Origin of the sequence: Nocardia sp. NBC_00508 (assembly GCF_036346875.1) — a bacterium.
Lineage (GTDB): Bacteria > Actinomycetota > Actinomycetes > Mycobacteriales > Mycobacteriaceae > Nocardia.
Window position 1 is genome coordinate 6,409,207 of sequence record NZ_CP107852.1, and the last position, 26,671, is coordinate 6,435,877.

Annotated in this window: 28 protein-coding genes and 1 pseudogene; 21 read left to right on the plus strand and 8 right to left on the minus strand. The window is 68.4% G+C overall.

The window, feature by feature from the left end; all coding sequences use genetic code 11:
• Positions 1 to 52: 52 nt before the first annotated feature.
• The gene (locus tag OHA40_RS28895; protein ID WP_330229995.1) at positions 53 to 688 is read left to right on the plus strand and encodes a TetR/AcrR family transcriptional regulator; all 636 of its coding nucleotides are present in this window, start codon (positions 53 to 55) and stop codon (positions 686 to 688) included.
• Positions 681 to 2,204 (plus strand): ArnT family glycosyltransferase, encoded by a 1,524-nt coding sequence (locus OHA40_RS28900; protein WP_330229996.1) that lies wholly within the window; start codon positions 681 to 683, stop codon positions 2,202 to 2,204. Before OHA40_RS28895 ends, OHA40_RS28900 begins: the two co-directional genes overlap by 8 nt.
• 9 nt (positions 2,205 to 2,213) lie before the next feature.
• Here the strand turns inward: OHA40_RS28900 and OHA40_RS28905 are convergent, their stop codons facing one another.
• Positions 2,214 to 4,298, minus strand: a complete 2,085-nt coding sequence (locus OHA40_RS28905) for an acyltransferase family protein (RefSeq protein ID WP_330229997.1) — start codon at positions 4,296 to 4,298, stop codon at positions 2,214 to 2,216.
• A 209-nt stretch (positions 4,299 to 4,507) separates the two neighbouring features.
• Between OHA40_RS28905 and OHA40_RS28910 the strand changes: the two genes are divergently transcribed.
• The 3 genes from OHA40_RS28910 (at position 4,508) to OHA40_RS28920 (ending at position 6,729) form a co-directional block, all read left to right on the plus strand.
• On the plus strand, positions 4,508 to 4,990 hold the full coding sequence (locus OHA40_RS28910) for a cation:proton antiporter regulatory subunit (protein WP_330229998.1): 483 nt from the start codon (positions 4,508 to 4,510) through the stop codon (positions 4,988 to 4,990).
• A 6-nt stretch (positions 4,991 to 4,996) separates the two neighbouring features.
• Complete coding sequence (locus OHA40_RS28915) at positions 4,997 to 6,178, plus strand: cation:proton antiporter (protein WP_330229999.1); 1,182 nt, start codon at positions 4,997 to 4,999, stop codon at positions 6,176 to 6,178.
• Positions 6,179 to 6,297: 119 nt separating this feature from the next.
• Complete coding sequence (locus OHA40_RS28920) at positions 6,298 to 6,729, plus strand: VOC family protein (RefSeq protein ID WP_330230000.1); 432 nt, start codon at positions 6,298 to 6,300, stop codon at positions 6,727 to 6,729.
• 60 nt (positions 6,730 to 6,789) lie between these two features.
• On the opposite strand, the gene OHA40_RS28925 is transcribed toward OHA40_RS28920, so the two are convergent.
• Positions 6,790 to 7,518 carry a peptidylprolyl isomerase gene (locus OHA40_RS28925; RefSeq protein ID WP_330230001.1) on the minus strand — a complete coding sequence of 243 codons (729 nt, stop codon included), beginning with the start codon at positions 7,516 to 7,518 and terminating at the stop codon, positions 6,790 to 6,792.
• 656 nt (positions 7,519 to 8,174) lie between these two features.
• Here OHA40_RS28925 and OHA40_RS28930 point away from each other — a divergent pair.
• The 4 genes and pseudogenes from OHA40_RS28930 to OHA40_RS28945 all read left to right on the plus strand — a co-directional run.
• Positions 8,175 to 9,011, plus strand: coding sequence for a nitrilase-related carbon-nitrogen hydrolase (locus tag OHA40_RS28930; RefSeq protein WP_330230002.1), 837 nt, complete (start codon positions 8,175 to 8,177; stop codon positions 9,009 to 9,011).
• Between the two features lie 16 nt (positions 9,012 to 9,027).
• Positions 9,028 to 10,449 carry a dihydropyrimidinase gene (gene hydA / locus OHA40_RS28935; protein ID WP_330230003.1) on the plus strand — a complete coding sequence of 474 codons (1,422 nt, stop codon included), beginning with the start codon at positions 9,028 to 9,030 and terminating at the stop codon, positions 10,447 to 10,449.
• A gap of 35 nt (positions 10,450 to 10,484) precedes the next feature.
• Positions 10,485 to 11,522: a TIGR03842 family LLM class F420-dependent oxidoreductase gene (locus OHA40_RS28940; RefSeq protein WP_330230004.1), complete on the plus strand. Its 1,038-nt coding sequence runs from the start codon at positions 10,485 to 10,487 to the stop codon at positions 11,520 to 11,522.
• Between the two features lie 97 nt (positions 11,523 to 11,619).
• Positions 11,620 to 11,823: pseudogene (locus tag OHA40_RS28945) on the plus strand (aminotransferase class III-fold pyridoxal phosphate-dependent enzyme); the annotation flags it as partial.
• Between the two features lie 12 nt (positions 11,824 to 11,835).
• Here OHA40_RS28945 and OHA40_RS28950 read toward each other — a convergent pair.
• On the minus strand, positions 11,836 to 12,339 hold the full coding sequence (locus OHA40_RS28950; protein WP_330230005.1) for a nitroreductase/quinone reductase family protein: 504 nt from the start codon (positions 12,337 to 12,339) through the stop codon (positions 11,836 to 11,838).
• Between the two features lie 226 nt (positions 12,340 to 12,565).
• On the opposite strand from OHA40_RS28950, the gene OHA40_RS28955 reads away from it, so the two are divergent.
• Together OHA40_RS28955 and OHA40_RS28960 are read left to right on the plus strand one after the other, a co-directional pair.
• The gene (locus OHA40_RS28955; protein ID WP_330230006.1) at positions 12,566 to 12,934 is read left to right on the plus strand and encodes an arsenate reductase family protein; all 369 of its coding nucleotides are present in this window, start codon (positions 12,566 to 12,568) and stop codon (positions 12,932 to 12,934) included.
• Positions 12,935 to 13,057: 123 nt separating this feature from the next.
• Positions 13,058 to 13,738 carry a TIGR00266 family protein gene (locus OHA40_RS28960; RefSeq protein ID WP_330230007.1) on the plus strand — a complete coding sequence of 227 codons (681 nt, stop codon included), beginning with the start codon at positions 13,058 to 13,060 and terminating at the stop codon, positions 13,736 to 13,738.
• Here the strand turns inward: OHA40_RS28960 and OHA40_RS28965 are convergent, their stop codons facing one another.
• Entirely contained in the window at positions 13,739 to 14,338 is a 600-nt protein-coding gene (locus OHA40_RS28965; protein WP_330230008.1) for an NUDIX hydrolase, read from the minus strand. It lies immediately after the preceding gene.
• A gap of 53 nt (positions 14,339 to 14,391) precedes the next feature.
• Here OHA40_RS28965 and OHA40_RS28970 point away from each other — a divergent pair, with 53 nt between their 5' ends.
• Positions 14,392 to 14,772, plus strand: a complete 381-nt coding sequence (locus OHA40_RS28970) for a nitroreductase family deazaflavin-dependent oxidoreductase (protein ID WP_330230009.1) — start codon at positions 14,392 to 14,394, stop codon at positions 14,770 to 14,772.
• A gap of 81 nt (positions 14,773 to 14,853) precedes the next feature.
• Here OHA40_RS28970 and OHA40_RS28975 read toward each other — a convergent pair whose 3' ends face one another.
• From OHA40_RS28975 to OHA40_RS28990, 4 genes are all read right to left on the minus strand, one after another.
• Positions 14,854 to 15,504: a slipin family protein gene (locus tag OHA40_RS28975; RefSeq protein WP_330230010.1), complete on the minus strand. Its 651-nt coding sequence runs from the start codon at positions 15,502 to 15,504 to the stop codon at positions 14,854 to 14,856.
• A gap of 323 nt (positions 15,505 to 15,827) precedes the next feature.
• Entirely contained in the window at positions 15,828 to 16,616 is a 789-nt protein-coding gene (locus tag OHA40_RS28980; protein ID WP_330230011.1) for an AraC family transcriptional regulator, read from the minus strand.
• A 228-nt stretch (positions 16,617 to 16,844) separates the two neighbouring features.
• A complete protein-coding gene (locus OHA40_RS28985; RefSeq protein ID WP_330230012.1) occupies positions 16,845 to 17,132 on the minus strand; it encodes a DUF427 domain-containing protein in 288 nt (95 codons plus the stop codon).
• Between the two features lie 70 nt (positions 17,133 to 17,202).
• Positions 17,203 to 18,420, minus strand: coding sequence for a DUF418 domain-containing protein (locus OHA40_RS28990; RefSeq protein WP_330230013.1), 1,218 nt, complete (start codon positions 18,418 to 18,420; stop codon positions 17,203 to 17,205).
• Between the two features lie 121 nt (positions 18,421 to 18,541).
• Between OHA40_RS28990 and dop the strand changes: the two genes are divergently transcribed.
• The 9 genes from dop (at position 18,542) to OHA40_RS29035 (ending at position 26,548) form a co-directional block, all read left to right on the plus strand.
• Positions 18,542 to 20,041, plus strand: a complete 1,500-nt coding sequence (gene dop, locus OHA40_RS28995) for a depupylase/deamidase Dop (protein WP_330230014.1) — start codon at positions 18,542 to 18,544, stop codon at positions 20,039 to 20,041.
• Positions 20,042 to 20,178: 137 nt separating this feature from the next.
• Positions 20,179 to 20,373, plus strand: coding sequence for a ubiquitin-like protein Pup (locus OHA40_RS29000; RefSeq protein WP_330230015.1), 195 nt, complete (start codon positions 20,179 to 20,181; stop codon positions 20,371 to 20,373).
• Positions 20,370 to 21,224, plus strand: coding sequence for a proteasome subunit beta (prcB, locus tag OHA40_RS29005; RefSeq protein ID WP_330230016.1), 855 nt, complete (start codon positions 20,370 to 20,372; stop codon positions 21,222 to 21,224). Before OHA40_RS29000 ends, prcB begins: the two co-directional genes overlap by 4 nt.
• Before the next feature lie 2 nt (positions 21,225 to 21,226).
• Positions 21,227 to 22,027, plus strand: a complete 801-nt coding sequence (prcA, locus tag OHA40_RS29010; protein ID WP_330230017.1) for a proteasome subunit alpha — start codon at positions 21,227 to 21,229, stop codon at positions 22,025 to 22,027.
• Positions 22,028 to 22,245: 218 nt separating this feature from the next.
• Positions 22,246 to 23,604 (plus strand): Pup--protein ligase, encoded by a 1,359-nt coding sequence (gene pafA / locus OHA40_RS29015; protein WP_174186519.1) that lies wholly within the window; start codon positions 22,246 to 22,248, stop codon positions 23,602 to 23,604.
• 42 nt (positions 23,605 to 23,646) lie between these two features.
• Entirely contained in the window at positions 23,647 to 23,886 is a 240-nt protein-coding gene (locus tag OHA40_RS29020; protein ID WP_330230018.1) for a FitA-like ribbon-helix-helix domain-containing protein, read from the plus strand.
• On the plus strand, positions 23,879 to 24,283 hold the full coding sequence (locus tag OHA40_RS29025; RefSeq protein WP_330230019.1) for a type II toxin-antitoxin system VapC family toxin: 405 nt from the start codon (positions 23,879 to 23,881) through the stop codon (positions 24,281 to 24,283). The genes OHA40_RS29020 and OHA40_RS29025 overlap by 8 nt, the downstream gene beginning before the upstream one ends.
• Positions 24,284 to 24,463: 180 nt before the next feature.
• Entirely contained in the window at positions 24,464 to 25,459 is a 996-nt protein-coding gene (locus OHA40_RS29030) for a helix-turn-helix transcriptional regulator (protein ID WP_330230020.1), read from the plus strand.
• Between the two features lie 111 nt (positions 25,460 to 25,570).
• Complete coding sequence (locus tag OHA40_RS29035; RefSeq protein WP_330230021.1) at positions 25,571 to 26,548, plus strand: helix-turn-helix transcriptional regulator; 978 nt, start codon at positions 25,571 to 25,573, stop codon at positions 26,546 to 26,548.
• The last annotated feature ends 123 nt before the right edge of the window (positions 26,549 to 26,671 follow it).

Consider the following 26,671-nt stretch of genomic DNA (forward strand, 5'->3'; position numbering starts at 1 on the left):
CCCTCGGGCGTATCGGGCCCAGGTTCCTGACCGTGTGTGCTAGAATCTGACCATGCGGCCAGAAAATGAGACGCATGGTCAGCGCAGGTCGTTCATCGAAGAGGCGCGCCGCAGGCAGATCATCGCCGCGGCGGTGGAGGTGATCTCCGAGGTCGGGTACGGTAGCGCCGCGCTGGCGCGGATCGCCGAGCACGCCGGAATTTCCAAGGGCGTCATCTCCTACCACTTCGCGGGGAAAGACGACCTGATGACGCAGCTGGTGATCCAGCTGTACGTCTCGGCGGCAGAGTACATAGCGCCGCGGGTGGGTGCGGCCGTCGGCGCGCGCGCCCAGCTACTGGCCTACCTCGAATCGAACCTGGGCTTCATCGACGCGAACACCACGTATGTGGCGGCACTCGTCGAGGTCGTGACGAATCTGCGTGACCCGGAAGGCAATCCGAAGTTCGCGTCCGCCGACGGGGAACGCGACATCATCGTGCCGCTAGTCGACATCCTCACCGAGGGTCAGCGCGCGGGCGAGTTCGGGGAGTTCGATTCCCTGCTGATGGCCAAGTCGATCCGCGACGCCATCGATGGCGCTGCCGGACGCGCGGTCCGGGAACCGGATTTCGCCATGGCCCCGTACTCGGCGCATCTGTGCAAGTTGTTCGACATGGCGACGCGGAGGGCGGGCAAAGATGACTGAGGTACTGCAGGCCGAACGGAGCCGGACGGATTCCGGGAAGCCGCTGCCGCCGTTCGCGTTCGGCGGTGTCGGCGCGGTGTCGGCGCTTGCGGCGCTGGCGCTGCTGGCCTCGATCGGGCGGTACGGATTCTTCGGCGACGAGCTGTATTTCATCTCCGCCGGGCGCAGGCTCGCACTCAGCTATGCCGACCAGGGGCCGCTGCTGCCGGCGATCGCCCGGGTGATGGACGTGCTCGCACCGGATTCGCTGGTGGCGCTTCGGCTTCCGGCCGTACTGATCACCGTGGCCGCGGTGGTGGTGACCGCACAGATCGCCCGGGAGTTCGGCGGCACCCGCGGCGCGCAGGTGCTGGCCGCGGCCGCGTACGCCACCTCGCCATTTCTGCTGGTGCAGGGCGACCAGCTGGCCACCAACACGATCGACACCGCGTTGTGGGTGGTGATCAGCTGGCTGGTGATCCGCTGGGTCCGCACCCGCCGCGACGGCCTGCTGCTGGCGGCGGCGCTGGTCACCGCGCTGGACATGCAGGTCAAGTGGCTGATTCCGTTTTTCTGGATCGCGATCGCGGTGGGTGTGGCGGTCTACGGACCGCGGGAACTGCTGCGCCGCCCGGTCCTGTGGTGGGGCGCTGGGATCGTCGCGCTCACCACGGCGCCCAGCCTGATCTGGCAGGCGGCGCACGAGTGGCCGCAGCTTCGTCTCGGGGGAGTGGTGGCCGCGGAGCAGGCGACCATCGGCGGCCGCTACCTGTGGTTGCCGCTGGCGCTGGCCGCGGCCGGCTTACTCGGAACCCTGTTGCTCTGCTATGGGGTGTGGACGCTGTTCCGAGCCGAATCCTGGCGGCCCTACCGGTTTCTCGGGCTGCTGCCGCTGGTGCTGGTCGTGGTCTTCGTGGCGACCAACGGACGTCCGTACTACGCGGCGGGCTGCTATGGCGCGCTGATCGCCGTGGGCGCGGTGCGCTGGACGGAGAACTGGGGACGTTCGCGCCGGATCATCACCGTGCCGCTGGTTGCGCTGTCCACGGTACTGGCGGTGTTCATGCTGCCCTTGCGCCCGGAGTCCGAGATCGCGCCGGTCGACACCCAGGCTCAGGCCGGCCTGGAAATCGCGGTCTACGGCCGTTTCGGCTGGTCGGAACTCGCCGCGGAGACGGCGGCCGCCTACCGGGCGCTGCCGGAGCAGGAGCGGGCGACGGCCGTCGTGGTCGCCGATTCGTATTGGCAGGCCAGCGCTCTGGATGTCTACCGCACGGCCTACGGTCTGCCCGCCATCTACAGCCCGAACCGGGGTTTCGGCTATTTCGGCACGCCGCCGGACGACGCCACCACGGTCCTGTGGGTGGGCAACGCCGAGGCGGATGTGCGCGCGCACTGTGCCGAGGTGACCTCGATCGGACGCGTCGATGCCCGGCTCGGGTTTCCCGGCGTCACCCGCGATGTCACCCTCTGGCGCTGCGCGCAACCACGCGTACCGTGGTCGCAGGCCTGGCCGGAGATGCTGCGGCTGAACTGACCGGCCGCCTCACCACCAACCGAGGATCGGCGACAATTGCCTGCCGAGTTCCGGCGCGAGCGATCGCGAGTAGCTGGCCGTGAGGTGGTGCTCGTCGTGATAGATCAGGATGTTGCCCTCGGCTACCGCGCACACCTCGCGTTCACAGACCGCATCCGACAGGTCCAACGGGAAGACGTTGGGGAACGGGGCGGCGAACTCCAGAGCCGGATTGACCTCGTCCAGCGCGGCCGTGCGTGGCATGCCGCAACTGATCCGGTCGCCCTCCTGGGCGAGGCAATCGATCGCCCGATACCGCACGCCGTCGCGGCGCAGCCACGGAGTGTCGCGGATGGCGAGTACGTTGAGCCCGCGTTCGGCCAGTTGCGACCACACCTCCAGATAGTCGGCCGGGGTTTCGTCGCCGACACCGTCGCGCGGGCGGGTCGCGGTGGTGAACACCCACTCCGGCCGGACCACGCCCAAGCGGTCGATCACCTCGGCGGACCAGTCGCGGCAGTCCGGGATCGCTTCGCCCTTGTACCTCGGTTCCGCCGCCACGGTCAGCGGGCAACCCATCTTCAGATAGACCTCGACGCGGAAGCCGTGCCTGCGGGCCAGCACGTCCAGCGCGGGCACCCAGTGTTCGGCGTGGGAGCTTCCGACCACCGCAACGGTGCGGTGCGCGTCCGGATCTCCGTAGGTGCAGGTGAGGACGTCGCGGGTGTCCCAGTCCGCGATGCAGCCGTCGCGCGCCGGGTAGGCGAGGTCCGCGGGCGCTTCGTACACGGTCGGACGCATCCGCACCTTGGGCGCGCTCGTCCCATGGACCAGCGCCTCCGCTCCGGGATAGCGCATCGGGTCGAGGAGGGCTACCGCCTGCGGCGGATTCACCCGGGTCGCCACCTGTTCGCCCACCGATAGCGCGAGCACCGCGAGGCCCAGCGCCGCGACCAGCCGGAGGGTGCGGCTGGTGCGAGCGGGTGCCCGGTCGGCCGACCGCATCCGCAGCGGCTCTTCGACGAACCGGTTCGTCAGGTGGGCGAGGACCAGCGACGCCGCGATGACGCCCAGACCGCCGACGACTCCCGCGTGCGCGGTTCCGGTCCGCGCTAGAACGAAGACAAGGATCGGCCAGTGCCAGAGGTACAGCGGGTAGGCCAGTTCGCCCAGCCGCACGGCAGCGGGCGCGCCGAGCAGACGGTTGGGCAGGGGCTGCGCGTCGCCGGGCAGGTTGCCGCCCGCGACGATCAGCGCCAGCGCGGCGCTCACCGGAACCAGCGCCGCCGGGCCGGGAAACCGGTCGGCGCCGTCGATCAGCCAGCCGCAGAGCACCGCGACCGCGCCGAGCACGGCCGCGGCCACGCGCACCGGACGTGGCGGCGACAGCCAGGGCGCTACGACCGCGAGCAGCGCCCCGGCAAGTAGTTCCCAGGCGCGCGCGAAGCTGTCGTAGTAGTTCCAGCCCTGCTGCACCGCGGTTCCGTGCGCGGCGTAGACGAAGGAGGCCACCGCGCCTGTCGCCAGGACGACCAGCAGAGCAGGCCGCAGTGCAGCAGGACCGGCGAAGCGCGTGCACAGCCGCACCGCGAGCGCCGCTCCGAGCGTCACGGCCAGGTAGAACTGCGTCTGGACCGACATCGACCACAGATGTTGCAGCGGGCTCACGGACGGATCGGCGGCCAGGTAGTCCGACCAGGACAGCGCCAGATACCAGTTCTGGTAGGACAGCAGCGACGCCAGTGTCTGCGCGGCGATCTCGCCCCACTGGGTGAACGGACGCAGCAGAACCGTCGCCGCGACCACTGCGGCCAGCACCGTCACCAGGGCGGGCAGCAACCTGCGGGCAAGTCGGCGTGCGGTGTGCCGGACCGGCACCGTGCCGGTGGATTCCGCGGCGCGCAGCAGCGAGCCGGTGCAGAAGAACCCGGACAGGACGAGGAAGACGTCCACCCCGCCCGACACCCGGCCGAACCAGATGTGGAACGCCACGACCAGCGCGATCGCCACTCCGCGCAGTCCGTCCAGATCGGGGCGGTAGCTACCGTCGTTCGCCCGCGGTGGTGCGTCCGCCGCGCCGACGAGCGCGCCCGGTCGTCGGAATCGGTTCACCACACGGGCGACCGTCACAGGGCCGGCGTGGCGCAGCCCGAGCTGACGGCTCGGCGACGAGTGAATGTACGGGACACGTCATTTCTCTTACCACGGGCGTTGAACCAGGGTCCAACCAGGGGATTGGGTGTCGTACGGAGACGGTGGGATTGATACGGACAATTCGGTCACCTGTCGTCTGGGCGTTCGCCCGGGGCCGATAGGGTGGGGTCGTGAACGTTGAGGTGACACCCCTGCCGGGTATCGGTGTGCGCAAGGAGTTTCCGCTGGCCAACGCACGGCGCCGGATAGGGGTGATCGATCATCGTGACGGCACGATGGATCTGATCGTGAGCAAGGTCGACAACCCCGACGAGACCGAGCAGATACCGCTGTCGGCGAAAGAGGCTGCCGTGCTGGCCAACCTGCTCGGTGCGCCGCAGCTGGTCGAGCAGTTGCGCGAGGAGCACCGCCAGTTCACCGGCCTGACCACCCGCCAGCTGTCCATTCCGGACCGGTCCCGCTACGACGGACGCAGGCTGGGCGAGACGCAGATGCGAACGCGGACAAAAGCCTCCATCGTCGCCGTGGTACGCGGCGGGCAGCCGATCCCGTCGCCGGGCCCGGACTTCACCTTCACCGCCGGTGACGTGCTCGTCGTCGTCGGCACCGCGGAGGGCCTGGAGGCCGCCGCCAAGATCCTGTCCGACGGCTGAGCGGCGATGGTGGCACACGAGACTGCGCTCGCGCTGATCCAGCTGGGCGCGGTGTTCTTCGGCCTCGGCCTGCTCGGCCGGATCGCCGCACGCATCGGCATGTCGCCGATCCCGTTGTATCTGATCGGCGGGCTGGTGTTCGGCACCGGCGGCTTGGTCGAGCTGCGACAGGTCGACGATTTCATCCACCTCGCCAGCGAGATCGGCGTCGTCCTGCTGCTTCTGCTGCTCGGACTGGAATACAGTGCGCCGGAATTGGTCACCGGCATGCGCCGATCGTGGGCCGCGGGCGTCCTGGATATCGTGCTCAACGCCACGCCGGGTGTGCTGGTTGCTCTCGCGCTCGGTTGGGGTTTCACCGGCGCGATCGCGATGGCCGGCGTCACCTATATCTCGTCCTCGGGCATCGTCGCGAAAGTGCTCAACGATCTGGGCAGGCTCGGCAACCGCGAGACACCGGTGGTGCTGTCCATCCTGGTGTTCGAAGACCTGGTGATGGCCGGATACCTGCCGGTGCTCACCGCGGTGCTGGCCGGGGTCGGTTTCCTCGCCGGGCTGAAGACGCTGAGTATCGCGCTGATCGCCGTCACGGTGGTGCTGATCGTCGCGCTGCGCTACGGCCGCTATGTCTCCGCGATCGTCGACAGCGACGTTCGGGAGATCTTCCTGTTGAAGCTGCTGGGTTCCGCGCTGCTGGTGGCCGGAGCGGCTTCCGCGGTGCAGGTGTCGGCGGCGGTCGGCGCGTTCCTGCTCGGCATCGCGATCTCGGATTCGACCGCGCACAACGCCACCAAGGTTCTGGAACCGCTGCGCGATCTGTTCGCGGCGCTGTTCTTCGTGTTGTTCGGACTGAGTACCGATCCGGCGACTATCCCGCCGGTACTGGGCTGGGCGTGCCTGCTGGCGTTGGTCACGACGGCGAGCAAGGTCGCCACCGGATGGTGGGCGGCCAAGCGGGCCGGTGCTGGCCGCTACGGTCGGGCGCGCGCGGGCACCGCCTTGGTCGCCCACGGTGAGTTCTCGATCGTCATCGCGGGCCTTGCCGTCTCCTCTGGTGCCGTTCCCGGCGAGTTCGCCGCCTTGGCCACCACCTACGTGCTGCTGATGGCGGTCCTCGGCCCGATCGCCAGCCGAATCGTCGAGCCGGTCCTCGCAGCGGTACTGCGCCGCCGCGCCGGGGTGTCCTGACCACACCCCTCCGCCGGATCTCGTTCGCTCCCTCTGTCCGATTGTTTCAAGACGTCCCGCAGCCAGGCGAGTTGACTGGGCTCGACAGATAGCCGGTCGGCAATTCGGAGGTGGAGTCGGTGCGGACGCACGTCAACGTGATCACGCTCGGTGTGCGCGACCTGGAGCGCGCACTGCGGTTCTATCGGGAGCTCGGCATGTCGTCACCTGGCATCATCGGCACCGAATTCGTCGGGGACGAGGAGAATCCCGGCGGCTCGGTCGCCATGTTCACGCTGGACAACGGGCTCATCCTGTCCCTGTACGGGCGCGACGACCTGGCTAAGGACGCGGGCATCCCGGTCGCCCGGGTCAGCGGATCGCCGATCAGCCTCGGATGGTTCGCCGGTAGCCGCTCGGACGTGGACGAGGCTTTGGCGCTTGCCCGCTCGGCGGGCGGGAGCGTCGTGCATTCGCCGAGGCAGCGGCCGTGGGGGATCTACGCGGGATACTTCGCGGACCCGGACGACCATCTCTGGGAGGTCGTGTATTTCGAGCAGCGCGACAGCTGATCCTCGCCGAACACGGCGGTGGCGGTGCCGGATCGGCACCGCCACCGTCTCGGCGCGACGTCAGTTGCGCACGGCCGCAACGGAATCGAGCACGACGTCGACGGCGGGCGCGCCGTCGCCCGTGCCGCCCTCGACGCCCGCGGCGGCGATGGACGTGAGCACGTCCATGCCCGCGGTGACCCGCCCGAAGGGGGTGTAGTCCGGCGGCAGCTGGCTATCGCGGTAGACCAGGAAGAACTGGCTGCCATTGGTGCCGGGGCCCGCATTCGCCATGGCGACCGTGCCCGCCGGGTAGGTGGCGCCCGCCAGGTTCTCGTCGGGGAAGCGATAGCCGGGACCGCCGGTACCCGTCGCCGTCGGGTCACCGCACTGCAGGACGTAGATGCCCTCGGTGGTCATCCGGTGGCACTTCGTGTGGTCGAAGTACTGCTCACCAGCGAGGAACGCGAACGAGTTGACCGTGCGCGGGGCGCGCGCCGCCTCCAGCGCGATGGTCACGGTGCCGCACGTGGTGGCCAGAGTCGCCGTGTATCCGGCGTTGGGATCGATGGTCAGACCGGGCTCGGCGGGCCACTGCTTGCCGTTGGGCTGACCCGCGATCGGAGCGGCGCAGGTGGCCGGCGCTTGCTCCCGTGCGGGTCCCGGGGTCGCGGAGACGCCGCCGGCCGTGAACACCGCCACCGTCGCGCCCACCGCCAAGACGCCGATAACCCGCAGCGAGCGCCACGGTAGGCGACGGCGCCCCGCGCGCCGAGCGTTGACGAGTTGTCGCGCCTGCACTTTGCTCACCGCTGGAAATCTCCTTCATTCGGGTTGCGCACCGGACGATGCAGCGCGAATCATTCCATTTCGCCCTGCCCGGCGCGGCTGTACGGCCCGATTACCCATCATCCGATGCGGCCAACCCCGGTCTTCGCTCGCGCTCAGCCCCGGCGGACGCGGCGGTAGGTGGATGTTGCGGCGGTGGCGGAAGCGAGCTGGCCTGCTGGACCAGCCAGGGCCGAGCATGCGGCACGCGATGACCGGGTCGAGTAGCTCGGCAGGCCGCCCGCGACGACCGGGCGCGGGTCGGCGCCGTGGGATTTGGCGTGCGAGCGGACGTGCACGGTGCGGCCCGGACGCCGGGCACCGAGCGAACGCAGTGCGGCGGAGGCGATTCCGGCATAGTGGTCGTCCTCTGCCGGAATGAATCAACCGGCCGACCGCCGCGGCGTTCCCCGCCGGGGTCCGATCATCGAGCTCCGCGATGAACCGCCCTGTCTGCCCGGGAGAGGACGCGCCGTCGGCGGCTCGGGGAGGGGCGAACGCGGGCTCGATATTCACAGCGCCATTCTGCGTCGGGCGTGGCGAGGGAATTACGACCGACTCCGAAATTTACGGCTACGAAATTGTTTCCGCAATCCAATAACACAACTCAATTGGTTCTCGGTGAAGTATAACAAAGCATGGGAATCGTTCGAGCGGCGCTCGTCCAGACGAACTGGACGGGCGACAAAGAGTCCATGATCAAGGCGCACGAGGACTACGCGCGGCAGGCGGCCGCGCAGGGGGCCGGGGTGATCTGCTTCCAGGAGCTGTTCTACGGCCCGTACTTCTGCCAACTGCAGGATACGACGTTCTACGATTATGCCGAATCCGTGCCCGGTCCCACCACGGAGCGGTTCGCCGCGCTGGCAAGGGAATTGGGGCTGGTGATGATCCTGCCGGTCTACGAGCAGGAACAACCGGGCCTGCTGTACAACACGGCGGCGGTGATCGACGCCGACGGCAGTTATCTCGGCAAGTATCGCAAGCACCACATCCCGCACGTGCACGGGTTCTGGGAGAAGTTCTACTTCCGGCCGGGGAACCTGGGCTGGCCGGTGTTCGACACCGCGGTGGGCAAGGTCGGCGTCTACATCTGCTACGACCGGCACTTCCCGGAGGGCTGGCGCGCGCTGGGGTTGGCGGGCGCCGAAATCGTGTTCAACCCTTCGGCCACCTCGCGCGGCCTGTCCGGCTATCTGTGGAAGTTGGAACAGCCCGCCTCCGCGGTGGCCAACGAGTACTTCATCGGGGCGATCAACCGGGTCGGCATCGAGGAGTACGGCGACGACGATTTCTACGGCACCAGTTACTTCGTCGACCCGGAAGGCAAATTCGTGGGCGATGTCGCCTCCGATACAGACCCCGAGCTGGTGATCCGCGATTTGGATATGGACCTGATCAAAGTGGTGCGCGACCGCTGGGCCTTCTACCGCGACCGCCGCCCTGACGCCTATGGGCCGCTGGTGGCCCCCTGAGACCGGGGAGATCGAGATGACGCGCACCTTCATTCACGGCGGCACGGTGGTTTCGGCCACCGGATCGCAACCGCTCGACGTGCTCGTCGACGGCGAGACCATCGTCGCCGTGCTGCACCCCGGCTCCACCGCGCTCGGCGCGGACCTCGCGGGATCCGCCGATGTGGTGCTCGACGCGACCGGTAAGTATGTGATCCCAGGTGGCGTGGACGGCCATACCCACATGCAGATGCCTTTCGGCGGCACCGAGGCGTCCGACACCTTCGAAACCGGCACCCGTGCCGCCGCCTGGGGCGGCACCACCACCATCGTCGACTTCGTCGTCCAGAAACCGGGGGAGCGCCTGCAGGACACGCTCGGCGCCTGGCACCAGAAGGCGGCCGGACAGTGCGCGGTCGACTACGGCTTCCACCAGATCATCGGCGAGGTCAACGACGAATCCCTCAAGGGGATGAGCGAATTGGTGGCCGAGGGGGTCACCAGCTTCAAGCTTTTCATGGCCTATCCGGGCGTCTTCTACTCCACCGACGGCCAGATCCTGCGGGCCATGCAGTCCGTAGCGGAGCTGGGCGCGCTGCTGATGATGCACGCCGAGAACGGCATCGCCATCGATGTGCTGGTCGAACAGGCGATCGCGCGTGGCGACACGGCACCCTACTTCCACGGCACGAGCAGGCCATGGCAAATGGAGGAGGAGGCCACCCACCGCGCGATCATGCTGGCCCACCTGACCGGTGCACCACTGTATGTCGTGCACGTCTCGGCCGAGCAGGCGCTGGCGCAGATCGCGGCCGCGCGCGGCAACGGGCAGAATGTCTTCGGCGAGACCTGCCCGCAGTACCTGTACCTTTCGCTCGAAGAGCAGCTGGGCGCACCGGGCTTCGAAGGCGCCAAGTGGGTGTGCTCGACACCGTTGCGGTCCAGGGCCGAAGGCCACCAGGACGAGCTGTGGCGCTACCTGCGCACCGGCGATGTCACCACGGTCAGCACCGACCACTGCCCATTCTGTATGAAAGACCAGAAAGACATGGGTGTCGGCGATTTCAGCAAGATTCCCAACGGCATCGGCGGTGTCGAGCATCGTATGGACCTGATGTTCCAGGGCGTGCAGAGTGGGCGGATCTCGCTGGAGCGCTGGGTCGAGGTCTGCTGCACCACGCCCGCCCGGATGTTCGGCATGTACCCGCGCAAAGGCGTGATCAGCCCGGGTGCGGACGCCGACATCGTGATATACGACCCCAACGGCCACACCAGCATCGGCCTGAACAAGACCCACCACATGAACATGGACTACTCGGCCTACGAAGGCTTCGAGATCGATGGCCATGTCGACACGGTGCTGTCGCGCGGCCGGGTGATCGTCGATGACAACGCGTATCTCGGCAGCGCGGGGCAGGGCCGGTTCGTCAAACGCGGACTGTCACAAAACCTTATCTGACGACGCATCCCGATCCTCGAAACGGAGAGTGCCGCATGGACATCGGCCTGGTGCTGCAATGCACACCTCCCGCCTCGCGAGTGGTCGAACTCGCCAGACTTGCCGAGACATACGGGTTCTCGCACATCTGGACCTTCGACTCGCATCTGCTCTGGCAGGAGCCCTACGTCATCCACAGCCAGATCCTGGCCGCCACACGCAAGGTCGTGGTCGGTCCGATGGTGACCAATCCGGCCACCCGGGACTGGACGGTGACCGCGTCGACCTTCGCCACGCTCAACGACCTGTTCGGCAACCGCACGCTATGCGGTATCGGCCGCGGCGACTCGGCCGTGCGCACCCTGGGCGGCAAACCGGCGACCCTGGCCACGCTGCGGGAATCGGTGGAGGTGATCCGGGAACTCGGCAACGGTCGAAGCGCGCGGGTGGGCGGGACGGTCGTCCGATTGCCGTGGGCGGCCGACTCCCGGCTCGAGGTGTGGGTGGCGGGCTACGGGCCGCGCGCCCTCGATCTCACGGGCGAGGTGGCCGACGGATTCATCCTGCAACTGGCGGACCCGGACATCACGGCGTGGACCATCGCACGGGTACGGGCGGCGGCCGAGCGTGTGGGCCGGGACCCGGCCGCGGTCCACATCTGTGTCGCCGCACCGGCCTACGTCACAGACGGATCGGACGCGGCGCTGGCTCACGCGCGGGAACAATGTCGGTGGTTCGGCGGGATGGTCGGCAATCACGTCGCGGAGATCGTGTCGAGATACGGCACGGGTAGCGATATCCCGGCCGCTCTCACCGACTACATCGAAGGCAGGCGAGGCTACGACTACAACCAGCACGGTCGCGCGGGCAATGTCCATGCCGAGTTCGTGCCGGACGCCATCGTGGACCGTTTCTGCCTGCTCGGCACGCCCGACGATCAGCTGGCCCGGCTGCATGAGCTGGCGGCGCTCGGCGTCGATCAGTTCGCGGTCTACCTCCAGCACGATGCGAAGACCGCGACGTTGCAGGCATACGGCGAATCGGTGCTGCCGCGCCTGGCCGCCACCGCGACCGCCACCGAGGTGGTCGAATGACCGGGGATATGGCCGATCACGTCTGCTATCCCTGGAGCGTGCAGGCCGAGCTTCACCCCGTGCCGATCACCGGGGCGTCCGGCTCGTCCTTCCGGTGTATCCGGGTGGTCTGACCTACTCGGGGCATCCGCTGGCCTGCGCCGCGGGTGTCGCCTCGATTGCAATGTTCGAGCGCGACGGGATCCTGGACCATGTGCGCTCGGTGGGCGCGGAGGTGTTCGGAAAAGGGTTGCGCGCCTTGGCTGCTCGGCATCCGAGCGTCGGCGACTTGCGTGGGCTCGGCTTCTTCTGGGCGCTGGAGCCTGATCAGGGCTCAGCGCGGCGTCAGCTCGACCACGGCGCCGCCGAGCTGCCAGGCCTGGTAGATGTCGGCCTTCGAGGGCGAGCCGTCGGCAGTGAAGCCGATGCCGCTGAACTTCGCGTTCTGCGGGTTGTCCCGCGCGATGATCTCGTAGAGCCGCAGCACGTCGGCCTCGGCGGTATGCACCACCGGATCGAACGTGCGCGCCTTGCCGCCGAACGATGCCCGCACGGGGTCGCCCGCACGCAGGTTCTTGACCCAGGGCCGCAGGGCGGTTCCGATCAGCAGAGTTTCGCCGTACTTGGTGTAAGCCAGCGGCACGTCGTAGACCGCGCCCGACTTACGCCCGACAACGTGCAGGATCATCAGCCGTTTGCCGACGACCCCGGAGATGCCGGGCACGCGCAGCAGCGTCCGCACGATCCGGTTCACCACACTCTGGTACGACGGGATGGGCTGCGGCCCGGACGTGGTCGGTGTCCCGTAAGGGTTTTCGGGCGACAACTGCTCACTCATGCGCCCAGTATCGAAGTGTGCGCCGTGGTACGCACCAATACGGCCGGTATCCGCCAGCGCTGTGGTCCGCCGGCCGGGGCACCACAGATTGCGACAGAGGCGAGCCCGCCCGTGGACGTAGCGCCGTCGGGTACGCGACAGCTCCGTGCGGCCCTGTGTCGGGTGTCGATCGGGTATGCGGCGGGTGTCTTCGATCCCGCGGCCGGTTCGTTTGTAGGCTGCCCGCATGACTTCCGGGCAGACCGAGATCTGGCACAACCCGCGGTGCACCAAGAGCCGCAACGCCACGGCGTTCCTGGACGAGGCCGGCATCGAGTACTCGGTGCGGACGTATCTCGACCAGCCGCCGACCGCCGCCGAACTCCGTGACGTGCTGCGGCGGCTCGGCGCCGAACCATGGGACATCACCCGCACCGGTGAGCAGATCGCCAAGGACCTGGGCATGGCGAGTTGGGGGCGCACCGCGGCGGACCGGGACCGGTGGATCGAGGCGCTGGTCGAACACCCGAAGCTGATCCAGCGCCCGATCGTGCTGACCGCCGATGGTGGCGCGGTGGTCGCACGCGACGAGGCCACGCTGCGCGATCTGCTCTGACGGTCACTTGCCGCGGGCGTCGGCGCCTGCGGGCGATTCCGCGGCAACGGTGCCGCGGTCTCGCCTGTACGGGTGCGAATCCAGCCCATCCTGCGTTCGGAATCTGGCGGTAGGGTCGCGGGCATGAAGGTACAACTGCGCCACAGCCCCGCCTCGACCGTCGCGCGGTGCTTCCTCGCCGGGGGCGAACCCATGCGCGTCGAGAGCGGCGCCATGGTCGCCCATTCGGCGGGCGTCACCTTGCAGGCCAAGGCCGAAGGCGGCATCTTGGCCGGGTTGAAGCGGTCGGTGCTGGCCGGCGAATCGTTCTTCGTCTCGACCTTCACCGCGCCGCCGCAGGGTGGCTGGGTGGACGTGGCGCCCGCGCTACCCGGCGACATGCTGAACTTGCAGATCACCCCGGACCGGCCGTTCTTCATCAGCCGCGGCGGCTGGATCGCCAATTCCCATGGCGTGCAGGTGGAGGGCAAATGGGGTGGTTTCGCGAACCTCTTCGGCGGCGAGGGCGGTTTCGGTCTGCGCGCCCATGGCGAGGGGGAGGTGGTGGTAGGCGTTTTCGGCGCGATCGATGTGATCGATCTGCAGCCGGGCGAGCCGATCACCATCGACACCGGCCACGTGGTCGCCTACGACTTGGCGATGAATTTCACCATTCGCCGGGCGGTTTCGGGTCGATCGATCCAGTCGCTGAAGTCCGGTGAGGGATTCGTGTTCGACTTCACCGGTCCCGGCCGGGTGCTGCTGCAGACCCGTAATCCCGGCGCGTTCGCCGCTTGGGCGGGATCGGTCGCGTCGTCCAGCTGATCATGGTGTGAACCCCGCCGCGTCCTCCGGTCGGTGCGCACCGAGCAGGTCGGGGATCAGCAGCCGGGTGTCCGGGACGAACGGCCAATCCGGGTCGGCCAGGTGCGCGCGCAATTCGGCGTCGGTCCACCACCAGCCGTCGGCGATCTCGTCGGGTTGGTGCCGGACGGGTCCGTCATAGCGCAGTTCGTACGCGAACAGATGGCAGCGCATCGGCCTACCGTCCCACTCGCCATCCCAGGAGACGGTCGCCAGCGGCCGCGGTGCGGGCCCATCGGGATCGGGCATGACGCCCAATTCCTCGGCCAGTTCGCGCAGGGCGGTGTCGCGCGGTGATTCTCCCGGCGCGACCACGCCGCCCGCCAAGCAGTCGTGCATACCCGCGAACACCAGCTTGGTGTCGGTGCGGCGGTGCACGTAGAGCCGCGCGCCGTCGCCCGAACGCAGCAACACACCGGCGCTGGCGTGCCACAATCCGTCGCGATAGACGGTGGCGCGCTGGGCGGCGCCGCGCGGGTTGCCCGCCGGGTCATAGACCGCGACCGGTTCGCTGCGCGGATCTCCGGCATACGGCGAGTCACGATGCGGCGGAGCGGACATTGGTCGAGAGTAACGTGAACACCGCACGCCACCCTGAGAGAGGATCGCCGCCCATGGTGCTTCCGCACGCACTGGCGAATTTCAACCGGCAGGTCACCAACCCCACCGCGGGCCTGGTCGCGGGACGGGCTCCCGGCTTCGGCATCGTGCTACACAAGGGTCGAAGGTCCGGGCGCTCCTACCGGACGCCGGTCATGGTCTTCGAGCAGGACGGCGCCTACCGCATCGCATTGACGTACGGGCGGAACGTCGACTGGGTCAAGAACATTCGCGCCGCGGGCGGATTCGCGGTGGAGACCCGCGGACGCGTCGTCGAGCTGACCGACCCCTCGGTGCGGCACGACCGGTCCGCGAGCTGGGCGCCGCTGGGTGTCCGGCAGGTCCTGAAGACGATCTCGGCCGAGTACTACGTCCAGGCCCGCCCGGCGGACTGAACCGGAGGCGATGCTCGGGCGCCGAGCCGGGAACTCGTCCGGCGGCTCGGCATCCGGGTGTGCGGTGTGGTCGCTCGGCGGTCAGGCGTTGTCGCGCGGGGCGAGCACCACCTGGGCGCCCGGCACCGTCGCGACCTGGAGCGTCCGCAGGCGCAGCAGGGCCGGGTGCTGCTCCAGCAGCCGTGCGGTATTGGCCAGCGAGCGCAACGCCGCCGCCTCCGCGCGCGCCTTTTCCAGCTCGGCGCGGCCGCGTTCTTTGGCCAGCACGGTTTCCAGCGCCGCCTTGCGCAGTTCACCGGGCAGCATCAGATCGCGAGCGCGCAGCCCGTCGACCCGGATGCCAAGGGTCGCCACGGCCGCGCCGACCTCGGCGGCATCACCGGCGAGCAAGCCGCGATCGGCGATGAGCTCGTCGAGTGTGTGCGCGGCGACCGCGCCGCGGGCGGCATCCTGGACCGCGGTGGAGAGCACCGTCTCCGCGTTCTGCGCGCCCGTGGTGAACGCGGCTGGATCGGTGACCTGCCACTGCGCGGTGTAGCTGGCGCGCAGCGCGAGTCCGTCGCGGGTGAGCAGCTCCTGCCCGGTGACATACAGCAGCCGGGGGCGCATGTCGACCTCGATCAGCCTGCAGCGCTTCGCGTCGTACCGGTGCCGTCCCGGCTGCAGAATCCGCTCCAGCGTGCCGTCCCGGTACAGCAGCGTGCGCTGCCACTCCATCACCGTGGTGTACATGGTTCACTCCTTCCCCCGACGTAAGTCGTTGTCCGCGTTGTCCTTCGGATGCCTCCGCCACGGCCGCGGCGACACGGCGGGGGCTTGGCCGGACGGGTCCGGTCGGCCCGCAAGGCCGCGTCTTCGCATGTGGCCATGGCGGAGGACATCGGGAGAGGGAGTCGAACCCCAACAGACTTTAGGTCTGCGCCCACCTGAAGGACGTGGCTGCGCCGACACGGGGAACGCGATCCGGAGAATCCGGTGCGCCCCTTACACAACCGAAAAAGACGATAGACAACCGAGTAGGGGCGACGCGACCCATTTTCGCGGGCAGGGCTACCCTACAGACCTCCGTCGCCGGTGCCGCTCAGCGCCGACGGTGGCAGCCCGAAGGTGCGACGGCAGGTGCGGGCCAGGTCCGCGTCATCGGAGAAGCCCGCCGCCTGCGCCGCCACCGTGAGATCTTCCCCGGCCAGCGCCCGGGTCCTCGCGATATGCAGTCGCAGCCAGAGAATATAGCGGCGCAACGGAATTCCCATCTGCTCGCTGAACAGCTGGGTCAGTCGTGGTGCCGGAACGCCCAGCTGCCGTGCGACATCCGCGCCGCGCACCGAGCCGGTCCGCACCAGCGTGGGCAGCAGCTGCAGCGCCGCGGTGACCACAGCGTGCCGCTCGCCCGTTCCGGTCGCGTGACGCTGCGGCAGCAGATCCTCGACGACGGCGCCGACCTGCGTGGCCAAGTCGCCCTCGACGGCGGCGAGCCCGAGCGTGTCCGCGCTGTCGGCCCAGCCGTTGACGTGCGCCCTGCGGTCAGCGGCCGCACCGGCGGCGGTCTCCGGGTCGAGGTAGACCGCGGTGCCGTGCGCGGAGCCCACGTCGATACGGTGCGGTGCGTCGGTGGGAACGATGACGTGGGTGCCCTGCTTGCGGACGCCACTGCCGTCCACCACGACGATCGGGGTACGGGCGGCGATGATCTGCACCGCATGGTGCGCGTGCAGCTCCGTCGGCCCGATAGCTCCCGTGCAGGCCAGGACCCCGGGCCGCAGCAGCGCGGCGCCCGTCGGTGGTTCGTCGGCCGTGCCGTCGGGCGCCGTCGAGAAGCCGTTGGTGACCAGAGCCTTCGTCATGATGCTCCCGGCTGAGACGCGCTCGCTGAATCCATTGACGAGACTAGCGGTTTCACACACGCGGCGTTCGCGCTTTGCCGATCGCGGCCGCCGGCCCGGTGCGGACAGGACTCGCCGCCGACCGCGCACCGATCGGCTATCTCTCGCCACGCCGGTCAGCCGCGTTCCCGGTCCCGAGCGCACAACCCCCGACGTACGCACTCGGGTGCGTGCCGCGGAGGTTCCGGATCAGTTGTCGGTCACGTCCACGCCGCGCCAGAAGGCGACGTAATCCTTGATCTGCGCGGCTTTGGGTTTCGGGTCGGCGTAGTACCACGCGGCGTCGGGGTTGGTCTCGCCGTCGACCACCACGGTGTAGTAGCTCGCGGTCCCCTTCCACGGACAGATCGTGTTCGTATCGGAGGGCTGGAAGAACTCCGAGCGCACCGAGTCCGGCGGGAAGTAGTGGTTGCCCTCGACGACGATGGTGTCGTCGCTGGTCGCGAGAACGCGGTCGTGCCAGCTTGCCGTTGCCATACCTCGATTCTGCCCCAGTCCCGCGGGTGGTGGCAGGGCCCAGCGGGCCCACCTTGCCGCTCCCGGTCCGTCACCGCTCTCCGGCCACCGCTCGGTAGCTGACGTGCCACAGCCACTCCACCGGGCCTCGCTCGAAGCGGCGCAACCAGAGGTGTGCGCCGAGGGCGATCACCAGCGACACCAGCAGATAGATCCCGACGGTGAAGGGAACCCGGTCGCCGGGCGAGACGTGGGCGGCGAGCCCGAAACCCCAGCCGTAGCACAGGATCGATGCCACCAGGTTCTGCAGGATGTAGCAGCTGAGCGCGGTGCGGCCGATCTCGGTGAGGCGACGACCGGCGAATCCGACCCGGGGTCGCCGCACATACCACTCGGCTACCGCCGAGAGAATGCCGAGGGCGACGAATGGGGCGCTGCCGTAGCGGGTGAACAGGATGAGGTCGCCGCCGCCCGCGACACCCGCGATCAGATCGATCGGCGCGGCGACGCCCAAGCCGACGATCATGAGCCGCTTGCGGATCCGCGCTCCATCCGGGCGGAACACCCCAGCGCGGAACAGCCGGGCGCCGAGCAGGAACAGCGCGACCGACATCGGGAACACGAAGACCGCCTCCAGCCGGAACATGCCCGCGTTCTCCAGCCGGAACAGTGCGAGATCCCAGAACGAGCTGTCCGCATAGGGATTCGGGTCCAGCAACGGGCGGCGGCCCGCCGAATCTTGCTGCGGAACAAAAGCCATGGCGAGCGCAATCGCGGTCAGCATCGCCACGTGCACGCTCGCCGCGCCGACCAGCCAGCGTCGCTGCGCCCGCTCGCCGGTGGCCAGTATGAACGCGACGACAAGGCCGGTGACCGCATACCCCATCAGCACGTCGAACTCGGCTACCAACACGAAGTTCAGCAGGCCGTCCAGGAACAGCAGTCCAGCACGCCACGGGTACCTGCCCGGCCAGCGTCGCCCTGCCCTGGTCGCCGAGCGTTGCTGGATGGCCAGGCCGATGCCGAACATAATGGTGAGCAACCCGAGGAACTTGCCTTGCGCCAGTTGCTGGAGCACCCGCTCGGTCCACATCCAGCCGCCGGACGACCCGCCCAGCTCGTCGAGGTAGCCGATCACCCCCCGCGGGTGGGTCAGGATCCAGATGTTGGTGCCGAGCGTGCCGAGAATCGCGATACCGCGTAGCACGTCCAAAGCGGCGAGTCGGATGGGTGCGGTCGACTCCTGCGGAGCCGCCGCTCGGGGGCGGCCCAGGGTGTCGGATCGGAGATCGGCGGGCGATTCGGTCATGTCCAGACTATCGCCCCGACCTGCGCTCCGCCGGGTCCTACGTAAGTACCACCTGCGGTATGACATTCAACTCCGCCGGTCGCGACGGGTTCGGCGGGGTGCGTCGCATAGGCTCGACACCATGCAGCGCATCATCGGAATCGAGGTCGAATACGGCATCTCGACCCCAACCGAGCCGTCGGCCAACCCGATCCTCACCTCCACCCAGGCGGTTCTGGCCTACGCCGCGGCCGAGGGCGTGCCGCGCGCGAAGCGCACCCGCTGGGACTACGAGGTGGAGTCGCCGCTGCGTGACGCGCGGGGATTCGACCTGAGCCGGATGAACGGACCCGCTCCGGTGATCGATGCCGATGAGGTCGGTGCGGCCAACATGATCCTCACCAACGGCGCACGGCTCTACGTCGACCACGCCCATCCGGAATACTCCGCGCCGGAGGTCACCGATCCGCTGGACGCGGTGATCTGGGACAAGGCGGGCGAGCGGGTGATGGAGGCCGCCGCACGGCACGCCTCGAGCGTGCCGGGGGCCCCGCGCCTGCAGCTGTACAAGAACAATGTCGACGGCAAGGGCGCCTCCTACGGCACGCATGAGAACTACCTCATGAACCGGGAGACCCCGTTCAACCAGATCATCGTCGGGCTCACACCGTTCTTCGTGTCCCGCCAGGTGATCTGCGGTTCCGGCCGGGTCGGCATCGGCCAGTCCGGCGACCACGCGGGGTTCCAGCTGTCCCAGCGCTCGGACTATATCGAGGTCGAGGTCGGCCTGGAGACGACGCTCAAGCGCGGCATCATCAACACGCGCGATGAACCGCACGCCGACGCCGACAAATACCGCAGGCTGCACGTCATCATCGGCGACGCCAACCTGGCCGAGATGTCGACCTACCTCAAGGTCGGCACCACCGCGCTGGTGCTCGACCTGATCGAGGCGGGCGAGGACCTGTCGGATCTGCAGCTGGCCCGCCCGGTCACCGCCGTGCACACGATCAGCCACGACCCGACGCTGCGCGCGACCGTCGCGCTCGCCGACGGGCGCGAGTTCACCGGGCTCGCACTGCAGCGTGTCTACCTGGACCGGGTGATCAAGTTCGCCGACCGCACCGGCAACGACGACAAGCGCGTCCAGGACATCATCGAGAACTGGGCCATGGTGCTGGACCTGCTCGAACGCGACCCGATGGAGTGCGCGAACCTGCTCGACTGGCCCGCGAAACTGCGGCTGCTCGAGGGCATGCGCAACCGGGAGGGCCTCGGCTGGGCGGCCCCCAAGCTGCACCTGATGGACCTGCAGTATTCGGATGTGCGCCTGGACAAGGGGCTCTACAACCGCCTGGTCGCCCGCGGATCGATGAAGCGGCTGGTCACCGAACAACAGGTCCTCGATGCCATGACCAACCCGCCCACCGACACCCGCGCCTACTTCCGCGGCGAATGCCTGCGCCGCTTCGGCGCCGACATCGCGGCCGCCAGCTGGGATTCGGTGATCTTCGACCTGGGCGGCGACTCCCTGGTCCGCATCCCCACCCTGGAACCGCGCCGCGGCACCAAGGCGCATGTCGGCAAACTCCTCGACGGCGTGGACACCGCCGCCGACCTGGTCGAGCAACTGACCACCTGAACACAGCACGGCTACAAAATCGGCACACTGTCGGCGCTGGTAGGTAGTGTTGAGGAACGAGCACGGACAATGCTCATGATCGGGATCGTGCTCACGATGAGTCCCGGTCATGATGAGGACAGAGGAGGTCGGCTGCCATGGCACAAGAGCAGACCAAGCGCGCCGGGGGCGGCGACGAGGACGAGAGCCCGGACGGTGTAGACGCCGCCGGTCAGGAGCGCCGCGAAAAGCTGGCGGAGGAAACCGACGACCTGCTCGACGAGATCGATGACGTGCTCGAGGAGAACGCCGAGGACTTCGTCCGCGCGTACGTGCAGAAAGGTGGCCAGTGACAGTCGGTGACCCCTCGCGTCTCCACTTGGGGTACGCCCTCTCTTCCTTCTCCGAATACCTGCGCATGCATGCCCCGGACCTCTTGCCTGCCACGAGGTTCGGACAGGGTGCCGCCGGATTCTCCGGCGGCACCTCCGCGAAGGACATCGCTCCGCACGGCACCACCATCGTCGCGATCAGCTACCGCGGCGGTGTGCTGATCGCCGGCGACCGGCGCGCCACCCAGGGAAACCTGTTGGCCAGCCGGGACATCGAGAAGGTCTACATCACCGACAGCTATTCCGCTGCGGGCATCGCGGGCACCGCGGGCATGGCGGTGGAGATGGTGCGGATCTTCGCGGTGGAGCTGGAGCACTACGAGAAGCTCGAGGGCGTGTCGCTGACCTTCGGCGGCAAGGCGAACAAGCTGTCGAAGATGGTGCGGGAGAACTTGCCCGCGGCTCTGCAGGGTCTGGCGGTGGTGCCCATGCTGGTCGGCTACGACCTCGACGCCACCGACCCGGACAAAGCGGGTCGCATCGTGTCGTTCGATGTGGTGGGTGGACGCAGTGAGGAGCGTTTCGGGTACGCCGCGGTCGGTTCCGGCTCGGTGTTCGCGAAGTCCGCGCTGAAGAAGTTGTACGCCAAGGGAATCGATCAGGACCGCGCGCTGCGCATCGCCGTCGAGTCGCTCTACGACGCGGCCGACGACGACACCGCGACGGGTGGTCCGGATCTGGTGCGCGGCATCTTCCCGACGGCGATCCTGATCGATGAGGAGGGTGCGGCCGAGGTGACCGAGTCGCGGCTCGCGGAGATCACCCGCGGGATCGTGGCCGACCGTGAGGCCGCCGAAGAAGGGAGCGCCTGATCATGACGTTGCCGTACTACGCGTCGGCCGAGCAGATCATGCGCGACAAGACCGAGCTGGCGCGCAAAGGTATCGCTCGGGGGCGCAGCGTCGTGGTGCTGACGTATGACAAGGGTGTGCTGTTCGTCGCGGAGAACCCGTCCGCGACGCTGCACAAGGTGAGTGAGCTCTACGACCGGGTCGGGTTCGCCGCGGTCGGCAAGTACAACGAGTTCGAGAACCTGCGCCGGGGCGGCATCCTGCAGGCCGATATCCGCGGCTACCAGTACGACCGCCGCGACGTCACCGGCCGTGCGCTGGCCAACGCCTACGCGCAGACCCTCGGCACGATCTTCACCGACCAGCTCAAGCCGTACGAGGTGGAGATCTGCGTGGCCGAGGTGGGCTATCCGGAGCAGGCCGCGCAGTCGGTGCTGTACCGGATCACCTTCGACGGGTCGATCGTGGACGAGCGGGAGTTCGTGGTGATGGGCGGCACGACCGAGCCGATCGTCACCGCGCTGAAGACGTCCTACCAGCCGGGTCTGGATCTGGCCTCCGCGATCGGTGTCGCGGTGCGCGCGCTGCAGGCGCGGGCACCGGAGGGCGCGGAAAAGGAGAAGCGGGTGCTCGACGTGAGCTCGCTCGAGGTCGCCACGCTGGAGCAGGCGCGTCCGCGCCGCGCGTTCCGGCGGGTCACCAATACCGCGCTGGAGCGTTTGCTGAGCCCGGCGAAGGCCGGTGACACCGCCACGTCGAAGAACGGCAAGCCCGGGTCGAAGGGCGAGGAGTCCTCGGGGGAGGACACTCCCTCCGCGGAGTGATCCACCGAGCCGAGGAGGCTCGACGGCCCGCGAACGACGTTCGTTCGCGGGCCGTGCCGTCATGCCCTGGCACGGTACCGAGGTGTGCATCCTCCGGCGGAAGCGCCGTTTCGCCCGCGCAAATTCCGACAAAGCGGGCCAAATCGTTGTGAAGACGTATGCATACGGGTTGTTCGGTGCCCCACGCAAGTCCCTTACATGGCTGTAATGTCGATAGTGTGCAGCGACGAATTATGGGGATCGAGACCGAGTTCGGTGTGACATGCACCTTCCACGGTCACCGTCGACTGTCCCCCGACGAGGTGGCCCGGTATCTGTTCCGCCGGGTGGTGTCCTGGGGCCGTAGCTCGAACGTGTTCCTCCGCAACGGTGCTCGGCTCTACCTCGACGTCGGGTCCCACCCGGAGTACGCGACCGCGGAGTGCGACAACCTGGCGCAATTGGTGACCCACGACCGTGCGGGCGAGCGGGTCCTCGAAGAGTTGCTGATCGACGCCGAGCAGCGTTTGGCCGAAGAAGGCATCGGCGGCGACATCTATCTGTTCAAGAACAACACCGACTCCGCGGGCAACTCCTACGGCTGCCATGAGAACTTCCTGGTGGTCCGGGCGGGCGAGTTCTCCCGGATCTCGGATGTGCTGCTGCCGTTCCTGGTGACCCGGCAGCTGATCTGCGGCGCGGGCAAGGTGCTGCAGACGCCGAAGGCCGCCACCTTCTGCCTGTCGCAGCGTGCCGAGCACATCTGGGAGGGTGTCTCCTCGGCGACCACCCGTTCGCGGCCGATCATCAATACCCGCGACGAGCCGCATGCCGACGCGGAGAAGTACCGCCGCCTGCACGTGATCGTCGGCGACTCCAACATGTCCGAGACCACCACCATGCTCAAGGTCGGCACGGCCGCCCTGGTGCTGGAGATGATCGAGGCGGGCGTGTCGTTCCGCGACTTTGCCTTGGACAACCCGATCCGCGCGATCCGCGAGGTCAGCCACGACCTGACCGGCCGCCGACCGGTGCGCCTGGCGGGCGGACGGCAGGCCAGCGCTCTGGACATCCAGCGCGAGTACTACGCCCGCGCGGTGGAGCATCTGCGCAACCGGGACCGCGATCCCCAGATCGATCAGGTGGTCGACCTGTGGGGCCGGACCCTCGACGCGGTCGAGGCACAGGACTTCGCGAAGGTCGACACCGAGATCGACTGGGTGATCAAGCGCAAGCTGTTCCAGCGCTATCAGGACCGGTACGGCATGGAACTGTCCGATCCGAAGATCGCTCAGCTGGATCTGGCCTACCACGACATCAAACGCGGACGCGGCGTGTTCGACCTGCTGCAGCGCAAAGGCCTGGCCAAGCGCGTCACCGAGGACGAGGCTGTGGATGCCGCGGTCGACACCCCGCCGCAGACCACCAGGGCCAAGTTGCGCGGCGATTTCATCACCGCCGCCCAGGAGGCGGGACGCGACTTCACCGTCGACTGGGTGCACCTGAAGCTGAACGACCAAGCGCAGCGCACCGTGCTGTGCAAGGACCCGTTCCGTTCGGTCGACGAGCGCGTGGATCGCCTGATTGCCTCGATGTGATGCAGCGCTGATTTGGCGTTGATGCAGCGCTACTATAGCGCTATGGCTACTATTCAGATCCGTGATATCCCGGCAGAGGATGCCGAGGTGCTTCGCCGCCGAGCCGAAGCCGCTGGCATGTCGCTGCAGGCGTATATGCGTAGGGAGCTGATCGCACTCGCGCGGCGGCGCACCAAGGCGGAGGCAATGGCCGCCATCCGAGATGCGCTGGAGCGTGATCCTTTACCAGGGGGCGACCGCGAGAGCGTGCTGGCGGCGCTGCGGGAAGCTCGTGATGAGTGACGAGTTGGTCCTCGACGCATCCGCGGCAGCAGAGGCGCTCCTGCGCAAGGATGCCGTCGGCACAATCGTTGCCGAGCGGATCGCATCGTCGGTATGCCACTCGCCGCACCTGATCGACGCAGAAGTTGGGAACGTCCTGCGGCGGCACGAGCGACAGGGGCTCATCAACGAAGAGTCCGCAATCACAGGTCTCCGGTTGCTGAAGTCGATGGTGGACGAGCGGTACGCGCATCATGGCTGGCTCGCGATCGAGGCGTGGGGACTGCGGCACACGGTGACCTTCTACGATGCGCTCTACGTCGCGCTGGCGGCTCGGTTGGATATTCCTCTGTTGACCGCCGACGAGAAGTTGACCAAGGCGCCGGGCCTGCCTTGTCAGGTTGAACTGATCTCCTGAACGGCGGTGACGGGAGGCGTTCGCGCTTCGGCGACGGCGCGCCCGACGTCGACACCGGTACCGAGCGGGGTGACGGAGAAGGCGATGATCATGGTTCGATGATGCCCGCTCGCGGGCTGTGATCGACCGAATCGCGCGCCGCCGCGCGGTGACGCCACCACGCCGATTACCCTCTATCGCGTGGCGATATCCAAGGTCGAGCGGCTGATGAATCTGGTCATCGCGCTGCTGTCGACCCGGCAGTTCCTGACCGCGGAGCGGATCCGGGACAGTGTCGCCGGATATGAGGACTCCGTCAGCGACGAGGCGTTCAGCCGGATGTTCGAGCGGGACAAGAACGAGCTGCGCGATCTGGGCATTCCGCTGGAAGTGGGACCGGTGAGCCGGTACTCGACGATCGAGGGCTACCGGATCAACCGGGACGCCTACGAACTGCCCGACATCGACCTGACCGACCAGGAGGCCGCCGCCGTCGCGGTGGCCGTGCAGATGTGGGAGTCCCCCGAGCTCGCCGCGGCCGCGGAGGGCGCGCTGCTCAAACTGCGGGCGGCGGGCATCCACGTGGAGACCGATGCCGCGGTGGCGTCGGTGCCCGCCGTACCGGCCCGCGCGCGCGGGTCGGAACCGGTGCTCGGCAAGCTGCTCGCCGCGATCGACGCGGGCCAGGCGGTGCGATTCGAGCACCGCGGCGCGATCAATGCCCCGTATCTGATGCGCGACGTCGAGCCTTGGGGCGTGGTCACCCACCACGGCCGGTGGTACCTGGTCGGGCACGACCGAGACCGGAAGGCGGTGCGCAGCTTCCGGCTGTCCCGGATCGGCGACGACGTGACCACGTATGGGCCGCGGAACGCGGTCCGCAAGCCCGAGGGCGTCGACCTGCGCGCCATCGTCGACCAGGTCACCAGCACCGCGCCGGTCAGCGGCTCGGCCACGGTGTGGGTGGCCGAGGGCCGGGGACGGGAGATCCGCAGGCTCGGCGAGATCACCGGCGAGCGCACCATCGGCGGCCGCTCGGGCTCGGTGGTGCAACTGCCGGTGCGTTCCCCCGACTGGCTGGCCCGGCTCATCACCGGTCTCGGCCCGGACGCGGTGGTGCTCGCCCCCGAAGGCCTCAGGGCCGACGTCATCGCTCGGCTGCGCTCGGTGTTCGACCACACGGAGGTGCGGGCATAGTGCGCGACCGAATCATCGACACAGCCGCCTGCGCGGTCATGGTGGACGCGAGCGTCAGCGAGGAGCGGGCATGAGTGAACGGGCGGCAGGCGCGACGGGCGGGGCGAGGTCATGAGTTCCCGGCTCTCGGTCCGCCTGTCGCGGCTGCTCAACATGATCCCGTACTTCATCGCCCATCCCGGCATCAGCGCCGCCGAAGCCGCCGCCGACCTGGGTGTGACCACCAAGCAGTTGATGAGCGACCTCAACCAGTTGTGGATGTGCGGGCTGCCCGGGTACGGGCCCGGCGACCTGATCGATCTGTCGTTCTCCGAGGAGAGCATCGAGGTCACCTTCTCCGCGGGCATCGACCGGCCGCTGCGGCTGACTTCCACCGAAGCGACGGCGCTGCTGGTCGCGCTGCGCTCCATCGTGGACATGCCGGGCATGGTCGACCCGACGGCGGCGCACGCGGCCATTGCCAAGATCGAATCCGCCATCGCCGGCGGGTCGGCCCCCGGCGAGTACGTGCATGCACGCATCCCGCCGCGAGAGGCTCCCGCCGTGGCCGCCGTGCGGTCAGCGCTTGCGCTCGGTCGCGCGGTGCGCCTGGTGTACTACTCCGCCAGCCGCGATGTGGTGTCCGAACGTATCGTCGATCCGATTCGCATCGTCCTCGTGGACGACAACAGCTATCTGCAAGCCTGGTGCAGGCAGGCCGAAGGCGTGCGGCTGTTCCGGTTCGATCGGATCGAGGCCGCGACCCAACTGGACGAGGCCGCCCGCCCGCCGAAAGACATCACCGACGCGACGGCGGGCCTGGACCTGTTCCAGGACGATCCTGCGGTTCCGCTGGCGCGGTTGCGCATCCACCCCGACTACGCTTGGGTACTCGATCAATACCCGATGCACCGGCTCGCAGTGCACCCGGACGGCAGCCTGGAGGCGACCATGCGGTTCGCCACGCTGGACTGGATGGCGCGGCTGCTGCTCGGTTTCGGCTCGGGCGTCACCGTTCTCGGTCCGCCGGAACTGGTCGCGGCCGTGCGTGAGCGATCCAACGCCGCCCTGGCCGCCTACGAGGAAGCCGGATACCTGGAGGCCCGATGAGGCACAACCGAACAGCGCGCCGCCGAGCGGTGGCGCACCGGAGGCTCGATGCGCAGTAGTTCGCCCGGCGCTTTACCCAGTCGTCGGGTACCGGTCTTCCGCCGGACCCGAGAGGCGGCAACG